At 44.6% G+C, this 13,810-nt stretch carries 8 protein-coding genes, 1 tRNA gene and 1 pseudogene; 8 read left to right on the forward strand and 2 right to left on the reverse strand.

Translation table 11 applies throughout. The annotated features are described in order from the left end of the window. The first annotated feature begins 21 nt into the window (after positions 1–21). From FD04_RS11295 to rpoC, 6 genes are all read left to right on the forward strand, one after another. Positions 22–95 (forward strand) — tRNA-Pro (locus tag FD04_RS11295). A 360-nt stretch (positions 96–455) separates the two neighbouring features. Further along, positions 456–923 carry a CtsR family transcriptional regulator gene (locus FD04_RS11300; RefSeq protein ID WP_054700870.1) on the forward strand — a complete coding sequence of 156 codons (468 nt, stop codon included), beginning with the start codon at positions 456–458 and terminating at the stop codon, positions 921–923. Positions 924–940: 17 nt separating this feature from the next. Beyond that, positions 941–3,427 carry an ATP-dependent Clp protease ATP-binding subunit gene (locus tag FD04_RS11305; RefSeq protein ID WP_056948916.1) on the forward strand — a complete coding sequence of 829 codons (2,487 nt, stop codon included), beginning with the start codon at positions 941–943 and terminating at the stop codon, positions 3,425–3,427. A gap of 224 nt (positions 3,428–3,651) precedes the next feature. Further along, entirely contained in the window at positions 3,652–4,251 is a 600-nt protein-coding gene (locus tag FD04_RS11310; protein ID WP_420806526.1) for a TetR/AcrR family transcriptional regulator, read from the forward strand. A gap of 243 nt (positions 4,252–4,494) precedes the next feature. Then, a complete protein-coding gene (gene rpoB, locus FD04_RS11315; protein WP_056948918.1) occupies positions 4,495–8,097 on the forward strand; it encodes a DNA-directed RNA polymerase subunit beta in 3,603 nt (1,200 codons plus the stop codon). Between the two features lie 19 nt (positions 8,098–8,116). Next, entirely contained in the window at positions 8,117–11,761 is a 3,645-nt protein-coding gene (rpoC, locus tag FD04_RS11320; RefSeq protein WP_056948920.1) for a DNA-directed RNA polymerase subunit beta', read from the forward strand. A gap of 71 nt (positions 11,762–11,832) precedes the next feature. On the opposite strand, the gene FD04_RS12835 is transcribed toward rpoC, so the two are convergent. Both FD04_RS12835 and FD04_RS12960 read right to left on the reverse strand, forming a co-directional pair. Continuing rightward, positions 11,833–12,249, reverse strand: a complete 417-nt coding sequence (locus tag FD04_RS12835; RefSeq protein WP_235805697.1) for a hypothetical protein — start codon at positions 12,247–12,249, stop codon at positions 11,833–11,835. 6 nt (positions 12,250–12,255) lie between these two features. Next, positions 12,256–12,507, reverse strand: a pseudogene (locus FD04_RS12960) (prepilin peptidase); the annotation flags it as partial. A 278-nt stretch (positions 12,508–12,785) separates the two neighbouring features. Here FD04_RS12960 and rpsL point away from each other — a divergent pair. Both rpsL and rpsG read left to right on the forward strand, forming a co-directional pair. After that, positions 12,786–13,199: a 30S ribosomal protein S12 gene (gene rpsL / locus FD04_RS11330; protein ID WP_054700876.1), complete on the forward strand. Its 414-nt coding sequence runs from the start codon at positions 12,786–12,788 to the stop codon at positions 13,197–13,199. 42 nt (positions 13,200–13,241) lie between these two features. Further along, positions 13,242–13,712: a 30S ribosomal protein S7 gene (rpsG, locus tag FD04_RS11335; protein ID WP_054700878.1), complete on the forward strand. Its 471-nt coding sequence runs from the start codon at positions 13,242–13,244 to the stop codon at positions 13,710–13,712. Positions 13,713–13,810 lie beyond the last annotated feature (98 nt).

Here is a 13,810-nt window from a genome sequence, read left to right on the forward strand (position 1 = left end):
TTTGTTGTTTAACGACAACATCGGGAAGTAGCTCAGCTTGGTAGAGCACTACGTTCGGGACGTAGGGGTCGCAGGTTCAAATCCTGTTTTCCCGACTACGTTCCCGGGTAAAACGATCATCAATTTGATGGTCGTTTTTTTTCGGGTTAAGTTTTATGTGAATGCTTGTGTGCTTAATCGGTGAACAAAACCACATTATCTACGGAAAAATACCGTAAATGATGTGGTTTTGCTGTGTGATGGCTTATAATGATAAGTGTACGGATAATCATTCGTTGATCATAATTACCGAAGTTTTGACTTTATTATAGGTAGAAATCATCTTTTTTAGCACAATTTCTAACTTTTACCAGACAAATTAAAGCGTAAACCTTTGCTTTTTGACTAAACATTCGTATAATAAAAGTCAACATTAGTCAAAGTAGATTGCTGAGTTGGTGAATGGAGGGAGTAACGTGCAAAATCAAAATATTTCCGATATTATCGAGAAGTACTTGAAACAGATTTTATCGGACACGGCGCACGTAGAAATTCGCCGATCTGAGGTTGCGGAATTATTCAACGTCGTACCTTCTCAGATTAATTACGTGATTAAGACGAGATTTACCCTATCCAACGGGTATCTCGTTGAAAGCAAACGTGGCGGTGGTGGTTATATCCGCATCGAGAAGGTTAACCTATTAGATGATACCGACGTGTTGGACTCATTGATTGAAACGATTGGTGATTCAATTGGACAACGAGATGGTTATGCCGTGGTTCAAGGACTTTATGAGAGTGGTGTTATCGGCCGACGAGAAGCCAATATCATTTTGACAATCATGAACAAAGATACCTTGAAGATGGATAACCGTGCAGAAGAAAACGGCTTGAGGGCGCGTATTTTAGTCAGTATTTTGAAACATTTACGTTACGAGAGCTAGGAAAGTGAGGAATTGATATGGATAATCTTTTTACCCCCAGTGCCAAGAGCGTTTTGGCTTTAGCGCAAGAGCAAGCCAAGTATTTTAAGCACCAAGCGGTCGGCACAGAGCACTTACTTTTAGCACTCACGATTGAGAAGAACGGGATCGCAAACAAGGTTTTGCAACAGTTCTCCATTAGTGAAGATGACGTGCGCGAAGAGATCGAACGTTTCACTGGTTATGGGACGTTGAATAACATTGATAAGGATACGTACCTGCCATACTCACCAAAAGCCAAGGATATGCTTTCTGTGGCTGGTGAAGAAGCTAAACGAATCGGTGCTACTAAGATTGGCACTGAGCACTTATTGTTAGCATTACTTAGTGACGAAACGATTCTCTCCTCACGTATTTTAATGAATTTAAACATCGATTTGGCCCAAGCCCGTAAGGTTATTTTACGTAAGCTTGGTGTCACTGAAACGCAAGACAAGCGACGTAATCAACGTGCGCGCAAGCAACAGGGTGGCACACCAACCCTTGATTCATTGGCACGCGACTTAACGCAGTTGGCACGCGACGACCGGATGGATCCAACGGTTGGCCGTAATCGTGAAGTTCGTCGAGTCATTCAAATTTTGAGTCGTCGAACTAAGAACAACCCAGTGTTGATTGGTGAACCCGGGGTTGGTAAAACGGCGATTGCCGAGGGGTTAGCCCAACGCATCGTGGCCGGTGACGTACCCGAAGATATGCAACAAAAGCGTTTGATGGCGCTTGATATGGGTTCTTTGGTCGCCGGTACCAAGTATCGTGGTGAATTCGAAGATCGTCTTAAAAAGGTGATTGAAGAAATCTACAACGACGGTCAGGTTATCCTGTTTATCGATGAATTACACACGTTGATTGGTGCCGGTGGTGCTGAAGGGGCCATTGATGCTTCTAACATCCTAAAACCAGCACTGGCACGTGGTGAACTCCAAACCATTGGGGCAACAACCTTGGATGAATACCAAAAGTACATTGAATCTGATGCTGCGTTGGAACGTCGTTTTGCGACAGTTCAAGTCGACGAACCAACGGAAGACGAGACCATTCAAATCCTTAAAGGGTTACGGCCACGTTACGAAGAACACCACAAGGCTAATATTTCCGATGATGCTTTGGAACAAGCGGTTAAACTCTCAACCCGTTATATCACGGACCGTTATCTACCAGATAAGGCCATTGATTTAATGGATGAGGCCGCTGCTAAGGTTCGCATTAGTCAAATGGATAAGCCTAACAACCAATCTAAGCAAGAAGCCAAGCTGGCGGAATTATCTGATCAGCGTGAAGCTGCCATTTTGGATCAACGCTTTGAAGAAGCTGCAGAGTTACGTGAGCAAGAAATTGCCCTGAAAGAAAAGCTCGATAAAAAGGCTGCTAAATTAGCACAGTCAGATACGCAGTATAGTTTAAACGTGACTGGCGAAGACGTTGCCGAAGTCGTATCTGAATGGACTGGCGTACCAACGACCCAGTTACAGCGGACTGAACAAGAACGGTTGATCAACTTGGAAGGTATCTTGCACAAGCGAGTGGTGGGCCAAGAAGAAGCGGTCTCAGCTGTTTCTCGTGCCATTCGTCGAGCCCGTTCAGGTTTGAAGGATCCGAACCGACCAATTGGTTCATTCATGTTCTTAGGTCCAACTGGTGTTGGGAAGACCGAATTAGCGAAGGCCTTGGCTGAAGCAATGTTTGGCTCAGAAGACAACATCATTCGGGTTGATATGAGTGAGTACATGGAAAAGTATTCGACCAGTCGTTTAATTGGGTCAGCACCTGGTTACGTTGGTTACGAAGAAGGCGGTCAGTTGACCGAAAAGGTTCGTCAAAAGCCATATTCAGTTGTGCTATTTGACGAAGTTGAAAAGGCTCACCCAGACGTCTTTAACCTGTTACTCCAAGTGCTGGATGATGGCTACTTGACTGACTCCAAGGGTCGTAAGGTTGATTTCCGAAACACGATTCTAATTATGACTTCAAACTTGGGTGCTACCCGTTTACGGGATGAAAAGACCGTGGGCTTCGGTGCCGAAGATAAGGCGGCGGACTACAAGGCAATGGCGGACACGATTCGTGAGACGCTGAAACAGAGCTTCCGTCCGGAGTTCTTGAACCGAATCGATGAAGTTGTGATTTTCCACAGTCTTCAAAAGAAGGAACTCCACCAAATCGTGAAGTTGATGGCAAAGACCGTTATCAAACGGATTAGCGATCAGGGGATTCCAGTCAAGATCACACCTGCTGCAATTGATGTGATTGCTGATGCCGGCTTTGATCCAGAATACGGTGCGCGACCAATTCGCCGTGCATTGCAAACTAAGATTGAAGACCGCTTAAGTGAAGCGTTGTTGTCTGGCGAAATTAAACCAGGCAGTCAAGTAACGCTTGGTGCAACGCGTGGTAACATCACAGTTAATGTGAAGGAAGCCGATGCACCAAAGTCAGAAAAGAATCAACCAGTTGGCAGTAAATAAACAAGTCAAACTTGTGAACTACTGAAAATTTAAGGGTTATGTAGATAGTCTCGCAGATGCCACTCGGTGTTTGCGAGGCTATTTTTATCGACAAGGCATGCAAACGAATGGCACTCACCTGGTATAGACGATTATTTCACTAAATTTGAGCGCAGCTATTCTGTATTTTGAGTGTTTCGTGGTAAACTAGTATTCAGATTATTGGACGTAGGGAGGAGGGAATAGTGGCATTGAAACGAGAGGCGCAACTAGAAAAGACCCACCGAGCCATTTTGGAAGCAGCTCAGACGCTATTTCTCACGAAGGGGTTTCAGGGCACATCAACCCGCGATATTGCCAAGGCAGTCGGTATCACGCAACCGGCACTGTACCACCACTTTGCAGATAAAGAAGTGATTTATCTGCAAGTGATTCAAACCGTTGGTGCGGGTATCAAAACACGAATCGATGCAATTAATCAATCAAGTCAAGCTGCAACTGCGACACAGCGCCTGGTTCAGATCACACAGGTCTTAACGGATGCGCACCCACGAGATATTTTCACTGTGATTCATTCCAGTTTTGCGGACCTCAAGCCAGAAAACATGAAACAACTTGGCATGTTATTTCAGATGGACTACATCACACCCATTGAAACTTTTTTTGAGAGCCCAGACGTTAACTTGCGGGGGCAATTAGACGCTAAGCAAGCAGCAGCGTTTTACATTACGAGTTTGAGTCCGTTATTTAGCCGCTTCCACCGAATTGGCGGGCCGGAAGTGACGCAAACTGAACAGATTGAACAGTTATTAGATATGATTATGCACGGTCTGGTTGCAGACTGAGCATAATGGGTTGACAATTAAATAAGAAGTCAGTATACTACATTACAGTATGTAACTGTGAACTGAAATGACCCGTTGCAATCTATTGTCCGTAGCGGATCTCATAAAAACCAAAAGTAAGAAATTCTTCTTTCTTTTGGATTTTTTTTGCCAAAAAACCGGTGAGAAATCGTTTTCTTTGAAAATGTAATCAAACTGTAACATTGGTTTCGGTTCGCTGAATAAAATGGAGAGGTGAACAACTTGGCAGGACACTTGGTTAAATACGGCAAGCACCGGACCCGTCGAAGCTACGCACGAATCAAAGAAGTGTTGGATTTACCTAACTTGATTGAAATCCAAAAGAATTCGTACCAATGGTTTCTAGATGAAGGTCTTCGGGACATGTTCGATGACATTATGCCAATCGAAGATTTCCAAGGCAATTTATCATTAGAGTTCGTTGATTACCAGTTACTAGAACCAAAATATACCGTTGACGAAGCAAGAGAACACGATGCTAACTTCTCAGCACCGTTACACGTCACTTTGCGGTTAACGAACCACGAAACTGGCGAAATCAAATCCCAAGATGTTTTCTTCGGTGATTTCCCGTTAATGACAGCGCAAGGGACATTTATTATTAATGGTGCGGAACGAGTGATTGTTTCTCAATTAGTCCGTTCCCCTGGTGTTTATTATAATGAAGAAACTGACAAGAATGGTCGGACCGTATATGGTGCCACTGTCATTCCTAACCGTGGTGCATGGTTAGAATTCGAAACCGATGCAAAGGGTCTTTCATATGTACGTATTGATCGTACTCGTAAGATTCCAATGACTGAATTAGTTCGGGCATTAGGGTTTGGTTCTGATGATGAAATCATCAAGATGTTCGGTGACAACGACAGCTTGATGTCAACCTTGGAAAAGGATGTTCACAAAAACGACGATGATTCTCGTGTTGAAGAGGCCTTAAAGGACATCTACGAACGCTTGCGTCCAGGTGAACCTAAGACGGCTGATTCTTCACGGAGTCTGTTGACTGCTCGTTTCTTTGATCCAAAACGTTATGACATGGCACCCGTTGGTCGTTACAAGACTAACAAGAAGCTGGTCTTAAAGAACCGTTTACTTGGCTTAACCTTAGCAGAAACTTTGGCTGATCCAGAAACTGGCGAAGTTTTGGCACAAAAGGGTGATTTGATCGATAAGGATCGCTTGAAGACTTTGACACCATATCTTGATCAAGAAGACTTCAAGACGGTTACTTATACTCCTGCTGACGATGCAGTTGTAACTGAACCAGTGACGTTGCAAACCATTATGGTGCAGTCACCGGAAGATCCAGAGCGTGCCTTACCAGTGATTGGTAATGGTCACATTGACTTGAAGTACAAGCACATTACTCCTGCTGATATTTTGGCTGCCGTTAACTACTTCTTTAACTTACAAGAAGGTATCGGTTCAACTGATGATATTGATCACTTGGGTAACCGTCGTATTCGTTCAGTTGGTGAATTACTTCAAAACCAATTCCGAATTGGGTTATCACGGATGGAACGTGTGGTTCGCGAACGGATGTCAATCCAAGACGCTTCCACTGTAACACCACAACAATTGATCAACATTCGCCCAGTTGTTGCCTCAATCAAAGAATTCTTCGGGTCATCACAACTGTCACAATTCATGGACCAAACCAATCCATTGGGTGAATTAACGCATAAGCGTCGTCTTTCAGCCCTTGGACCTGGTGGTTTGACTCGTGACCGTGCCGGTTATGAAGTTCGTGACGTGCACTACACCCACTATGGTCGTATGTGTCCTATCGAAACGCCTGAAGGCCCTAACATTGGGTTGATCAACAGTTTGTCTTCATACGCCCGTATCAACAAGTACGGCTTTATCGAAACCCCTTACCGTCGTGTTTCTTGGACGACCCACAAGGTTACCGATAAGATCGATTACTTGACTGCCGACGAAGAAGATAACTACGTTGTTGCACAAGCTAACTCACCATTAACGGATGACGGTTCATTTGTTAACGATGTGGTTATGGCCCGTGCTAAGTCAGAAAACATCGAAACCAGCATCGATAAGGTCGATTACATGGACGTTTCGCCTAAGCAAGTTGTGTCGGTCGCTACGGCCTGCATTCCTTTCTTGGAAAACGATGACTCTAACCGTGCGTTGATGGGTGCTAACATGATGCGTCAGGCTGTTCCTTTGCTTGACCCACACTCACCACTTATCGGGACTGGTATTGAATACAAAGCTGCTCATGACTCGGGTGTTGCTTTATTAAGCAAGCACGACGGAACAGTTGAATACGTTGATGCTCGTGAAATTCGCGTTCGCCGCGAAGACGGTGCATTAGACACTTACAAGTTGATGAAGTTCCAACGTTCTAACGGTGGTAAGAACTACAACCAACGGCCAATCGTTAAAGTCGGCGATCAAGTTGATGCTGACGAAGTTTTGGCTGACGGACCATCAATGGAAGATGGTGAACTTGCTTTGGGTCAAAACCCATTAGTAGCCTTCATGACTTGGCAAGGTTATAACTTCGAAGATGCCATCGCCATTAACGAACGACTTGTTAAGGACGATATCTACACGTCAATTCATATTGAAGAATATGAATCAGAAGCACGTGATACGAAGTTAGGACCTGAAGAGATCACCCGTGAAATTCCTAACGTTGGTGAAGATGCATTGAAGAACCTCGACGAAGAGGGGATTATTCGCATCGGCGCCGAGGTTCATGATGGCGACATCTTAGTTGGTAAGGTTACGCCTAAGGGTGTGACTGAACTTTCAGCTGAGGAACGTCTGTTACACGCCATCTTTGGTGAAAAAGCCCGTGAAGTCCGTGATACCTCACTTAAGGTTCCTCATGGTGGTGGCGGTATTATCCAAAACGTCCGGATCTTCACCCGTGAAAACGGTGATGAATTATCACCTGGTGTTAACATGATGGTTCGTGTCTACATTGCCCAGAAGCGTAAGCTCCAAGTTGGTGATAAGATGGCCGGCCGTCACGGTAACAAAGGGACCGTTTCAATCGTTATCCCTCAAGAAGATATGCCTTACATGCCAGATGGTACTCCAATCGATATCATGCTGAGCCCAATGGGTGTGCCTTCTCGTATGAACATCGGGCAAGTGCTCGAAATTCACTTGGGAATGGCTGCTCGTAAGTTGGGTATCCACATCAGTACACCAGTCTTTGATGGTGCACAAGATGAAGATATCTGGGCTGCTGTTAAGGAAGCCGGTATGGCTGATGATGCCAAGACTGTCTTATACGATGGTCGGACCGGTGAACCATTTGACAAACGTGTTGCCGTTGGGGTAATGCACTACATGAAGTTGGCCCACATGGTTGACGATAAGATCCATGCTCGTTCAATCGGACCATACTCATTAGTTACCCAACAACCACTTGGTGGGAAAGCCCAATTTGGTGGCCAACGTTTCGGTGAAATGGAAGTTTGGGCCCTTGAAGCTTACGGTGCTGCTTACACACTACAAGAAATCTTGACTTACAAGTCAGATGACGTGGTTGGTCGTGTGAAGACCTACGAAGCCATCGTCAAGGGCGAACCAATTCCAAAGCCTGGCGTTCCTGAATCCTTCCGTGTGTTGGTTAAGGAATTACAATCACTTGGTTTGGACATGAAGGTTCTTGGCAGTGACAAACAAGAGATTGAGTTACGTGATATGGACGAAGAAGACGATGACGTTGTTAACGTTGACGCTTTGAGTAAATTTGCGGAACAACAAAAGGAACAAAAGCAAGCGCAGGAAGCAAAAGAAGCGCAAGCCGCTAACACTGATGAAGCTAACACTAACGCTAAGGATTAAGTAAAGGGAGGTCGATCCATTGGTCGATGTCAATAAGTTCGAAAGCATGCAAATTGGACTTGCATCGCCTGATAAGATTCGGAGTTGGTCATATGGTGAAGTTAAGAAGCCAGAAACAATCAACTACCGGACTTTGAAGCCAGAAAAAGACGGACTGTTCGATGAACGTATCTTCGGACCAACCAAGGACTGGGAATGTGCTTGTGGTAAGTACAAGCGGATTCGTTACAAGGGTGTTGTTTGTGACCGTTGTGGCGTTGAAGTTACCCGTTCAAAGGTTCGTCGTGAACGTATGGGACACATTGAATTAGCTGCCCCAGTCACTCACATCTGGTACTTTAAGGGCATTCCAAGTCGTATGGGTCTTGTACTTGATATGAGCCCACGTTCACTTGAAGAAGTAATCTACTTTGCATCATACGTTGTTATCGAACCAGGTAACACACCACTTGAAAAGAAGCAGTTACTTTCTGAACGTGAATACCGTGATAAGAAAGCTGAATACGGCAATGGCTTTACTGCTGAGATGGGCGCCGAAGCAATTAAAAAGTTACTTCGCGACGTTGATCTTAACCAGGAAGTTGCTGATTTAAAGGAAGAGCTTAAGGAAGCCACTGGCCAAAAGCGGACGCGTGCCGTTCGTCGTTTGGACATCTTGGAAGCCTTCGTTACTTCAGGCAACAAGCCGGAGTGGATGGTAATGGATACCATCCCCGTTATTCCACCTGATTTACGACCAATGGTTCAATTGGAAGGTGGCCGTTTCGCTACTTCCGATTTGAACGATTTGTATCGTCGGGTAATTAACCGTAACAACCGTCTCAAGCGTTTGCTTGACTTACACGCACCTGGCATCATCGTTCAAAACGAAAAGCGGATGTTACAAGAAGCCGTTGATGCTTTGATCGATAACGGTCGTCGTGGTCGTCCAGTTGCTGGTCCGGGTAACCGTCCATTGAAGTCTCTTTCACACATGTTGAAAGGGAAGCAAGGTCGTTTCCGTCAAAACTTACTTGGTAAGCGTGTTGACTACTCTGGCCGTTCAGTTATCGACGTTGGACCAACCCTTCGTATGAACCAAATGGGCTTACCGGTGCCAATGGCAATGGAGCTTTTCAAGCCATTCATCATGAAGGAATTGGTTAACCGTGGTTTAGCTTCTAACATTAAGAACGCTAAGCGTAAGATCGACCGTGAAGACGATGATGTTTACTCAGTATTGGGTGACGTTATCAAGGAACACCCTGTTCTGTTGAACCGGGCACCTACGCTTCACCGTTTGGGTATCCAAGCCTTCGAACCCGTCTTAGTAAGTGGTAAAGCCATGCGGTTACACCCATTGGCCTGTGAAGCTTACAACGCCGATTTCGATGGTGACCAAATGGCCATTCACGTGCCTTTATCAGATGAAGCTCAAGCAGAAGCTCGTCTTTTGATGCTTGCTGCAGGTCACATCTTGGCACCTAAGGATGGGAAGCCAGTGGTTACGCCTTCTCAAGATATGGTTATTGGTAACTACTACCTCACCATGGAAGAAGCTGGCCGTGAAGGCGAAGGTATGATTTTCAAGGATATGGATGAAGCCGTGTTAGCTTACCGTAATGGTTTAGTTCACTGGCACACCCGTGTTGGGGTTCAAACGTCATCATTGAAGGGGAAGCCTTTCACCGATGAACAAAAGAGCAAGATTTTGGTAACGAGTGTTGGGAAGTTGATTTTCAACAGCATCTTGCCACAATCGTTCCCATACTTGAACGAACCAACTAATACGAACTTAGGTGGCTTTGTCCCTGACAAGTATTTCTTGGACGAAGGTGAAGACATTCATGAACACCTTAAGAACGCTGAAGTGGTCTTACCATTTAAGAAAGGTTTCTTAAGTGATATTATCGCCGAAGTTTACAAACAATTTAAGGTGACTGAAACGTCAGAACTTCTTGACCGTATGAAAGACCTTGGTTACAACGAATCAACGCGTTCTGGTTTAACCGTCGGAATCGTTGACGTTACCGAAGTTAAAGATAAACCTCAAATTATTGACGATGCCCACAAGCAAGTGGCCACCATCACAAAGCAGTTCCGTCGTGGTCTGATTACTGACCAAGAGCGTTACGAACGAGTTATTGGTGTTTGGAACGATGCTAAGGATGACTTGCAAGACAAGTTGATCCATAACTTCGATCCTCAAAACCCAATCTTTATGATGTCTGACTCTGGTGCCCGTGGTAACATCTCAAACTTTACGCAACTTGCCGGGATGCGTGGCTTGATGGCTGCGCCTAACGGTGAAATCATGGAATTGCCAATCACCGCCAACTTCCGTGAAGGTCTCTCTGTGTTGGAAATGTTTATCTCGACCCACGGTGCCCGTAAAGGGATGACCGATACGGCCTTGAAGACTGCCAACTCAGGTTACTTGACTCGTCGTTTGGTCGATGTTGCTCAAGACGTGATTGTGCGTGAAGAAGATTGTGGTACTGATCGTGGCTTAACCATTAGTGCAATCACCAATGGTAATGAAATGATTGAACCACTTTACGACCGTGTGCTTGGTCGTTACACGATGAAGTCGGTTTACGATCCTAAGTCAGGTGACCTGATTGTTGGTCGTAACCAAATGATTGATGAAGACATCGCCCAACAAATCGTTGATGCTGGTGTCGAATCAGTTACGATTCGTTCGGTCTTCACTTGTAACACTGCCCACGGTGTCTGCGAACACTGTTATGGTCGTAACGTTGCCACCGGTGATCCCGTTGAAATTGGCGAAGCAGTTGGTACTGTTGCCGCTCAATCAATCGGTGAACCAGGTACGCAATTGACCATGCGTAACTTCCATACCGGTGGTGTTGCCGGTAACGCTGATATCACCCAAGGGCTTCCTCGTATTCAAGAAATTTTTGAATCTCGGAACCCTAAAGGTAAAGCTGAGATCACAGAAGTTACTGGTACGGTTGAATCAATCGAAGAGAATCCTGCAGAACGGACAAAGGAAATTACGATTAAAGGTGAAGCCGATACTCGTAGTTACACCATGCCAATCACTGCACGAATCCGTGTGACAGAAGGCGACTTCATTCACCGTGGTGCTGCATTGAACGAAGGTTCTGTTGATCCTAAGGAATTGATTCGCGTTCGTGATGTCTTATCTACAGAAAACTACCTACTTCACGAAGTCCAAAAGGTCTATCGTATGCAAGGTATTGCGATCTTGGATAAGCACGTTGAGATCATTGTTCGTCAAATGTTACGTAAAGTTCGGGTCATGGATCCGGGTGATACTGATGTCTTACCAGGTACCCTTTTGGATATCAAAGACTTCAAGGATCACAACTACAAGACTTTGATTAATGGTGATATTCCAGCCACTGCACGTCCAGTTATCTTAGGAATCACTAAGGCTGCCCTTGAAACGAACAGTTTCTTGTCAGCTGCATCATTCCAAGAAACGACACGTGTCTTAACGGATGCTGCTATCCGTGGTAAGAACGATCCTCTGATCGGTCTTAAAGAGAACGTTATTATTGGTAAGATCATTCCAGCTGGTACTGGGATGCCTGATTACCGTAAGATTAAGCCTAAAGAAGTTGGTAGCACCTCTACAGATGGCGTCTATTCAATTAATGAATTAGAACGTCGGATGAAAGAAGAAGAAGCTAAGTAAACTTCTTAAAAACGGTTCGAAAGTCAAATGACTCTCGAACCGTTTTTTTGTGGATCAAAAATGATATTTTTTTACATTGTCAAAATCACAACCAAGAAACCAACACTCAGAAACGGCAAGAATGCTAATTGATGCCGATCCATGGCTAATTGGACAATGATTGCGAGACAACTGGCAATTAGAAGTACCCAGGTAACGTTCAATAAGCCTAAGACCATACCGAGACAGCAGAAGACATCAATGTCAGCTAAGCCAATGAAGCGGTTTTGTTTCGTGACGAATTGGTTAGCAAGCCATATGATTAAAAAGACCCAGAAGCTAACTTGGTGTGAACTCGAAATCGCAGTTAAACAACAGACGATACCCAGTAGTCGTAATGTCCATGAAGCGACCTGCTGTATTTGCCAATCCCAAAGTGATAAATATAATAGTAAAAAACCAATCACGATAAAACAAATATGGTGAAAGTCCGGTTTGAAATTAAGCATCAAACAACCGGCAAAAACTTCGGCCAATAAGACATGGTAGGGGATTGAATGCAAACAGGTTCTACATCGCCCGCGTAGTACGATGAAACTGATGATGGGGATTAACTCAAACCAAGCAAGTTGGCGGCTACATTGATCACAGTGAGATCGGGCGGGACGGAGAATTGAGCCACCAGTAATTTGTCTGGAGACAACTGCTGTTAAAAACGAGCCAACAGTCGTACCAAAAATGACACAATAGATTATCAAAAGTTGCATCTCTCATTCACCTCAAAACTAACTACGCCAAGGAAGATGGCGATGTTTTTAGTATGACAGAAAGTAACGTTGAGATGCCAAACTTTCGTTGACATTGGCAACACAACCGTGGTATTCTTTTAAAGGTGCTTTTTGTAGACCGGTTTCTGCTCCGCAGACATGCTGACGGAAAACATAGCACGAAAATTGATCCCGCAGCGGTTTTTCTTTTTGCTCAAAAATGAATCACCTGGATGTGTGGACTTAAAATAACTAGACTAAGGAAGGAGGACTCTTAGATGCCTACAATTAACCAATTGGTTCGTAAAGGTCGTAAATCTAGAAGTTCTAAATCAAATGCCCCAGCATTAAACTTCGGGTATAACAGTTACAAGAAGAAGCAAGTTAACAACCCAGCACCACAAAAGCGTGGTGTTGCAACCCGTGTTGGTACGATGACGCCAAAGAAGCCTAACTCTGCTTTGCGTAAGTACGCGCGTGTTCGTTTGTCAAACTTGATTGAAGTGACCGCCTATATTCCAGGTATCGGTCATAACCTTCAAGAACATAGTGTTGTTTTAATTCGTGGGGGCCGTGTGAAGGATTTACCTGGTGTACGTTATCACGTTATCCGTGGTGCCCTTGATACTGCCGGTGTTGAAGACCGTCGTCAAAGCCGTTCTAAGTACGGTACCAAGAAGCCTAAAGAATAATAAAACTTAAACACTAAGTTCCAACAAGGAGGATACTAAGTAATGCCAAGAAAAGGAAACGTCCAAAAACGTGAAGTCCTTCCTGATCCAATCTACAACTCAAAGATGGTTACTCGTTTGATTAACCGCTTGATGTTAGATGGTAAGCGAGGCACTGCATCACAAATTTTATATGGTGCATTTGATTTAATTAAGTCAGAAAGCGGCAACGATCCTGTTGAAGTATTTGACGAAGCAATGAAGAATGTTATGCCGGTCTTGGAAGTTAAGGCTCGTCGTGTTGGTGGTTCTAACTACCAAGTTCCGATCGAAGTTCGTCCAGAGCGTCGTTCAACATTAGGTCTTCGTTGGCTTGTTCAATACTCACGTTCACGTGGCGAACACACCATGACTGAACGTCTTGCACGCGAAATCATGGATGCTGCCAACAACACTGGTGCATCTGTTAAGAAGCGTGAAGATACGCACAAGATGGCCGATGCCAACCGTGCATTTGCTCACTACCGCTGGTAATTAGCAAAACAGTTCGCTGTCAGCACCATAAGTTACTAAATGTTGATAGTGGATTGTTGGGATGGCTATAATTAAGTCTTAATTTAGCCATCCTTTTT

Origin of the sequence: Secundilactobacillus odoratitofui DSM 19909 = JCM 15043, assembly GCF_001434895.1 — a bacterium.
GTDB classification, from domain to species: Bacteria; Bacillota; Bacilli; order Lactobacillales; family Lactobacillaceae; genus Secundilactobacillus; species Secundilactobacillus odoratitofui.

Coding starts and splice junctions, on each gene's coding strand:
- rpsG (WP_054700878.1), top strand. CDS start 13,242: ATGCCAAGAAAAGGAAACGTCCAAAAACGTGAAGTCCTTCCTGATCCA.
- rpsL (WP_054700876.1), top strand. CDS start 12,786: ATGCCTACAATTAACCAATTGGTTCGTAAAGGTCGTAAATCTAGAAGT.
- FD04_RS12835 (WP_235805697.1), bottom strand. CDS start 12,249: ATGCTTAATTTCAAACCGGACTTTCACCATATTTGTTTTATCGTGATT.
- FD04_RS11305 (WP_056948916.1), top strand. CDS start 941: ATGGATAATCTTTTTACCCCCAGTGCCAAGAGCGTTTTGGCTTTAGCG.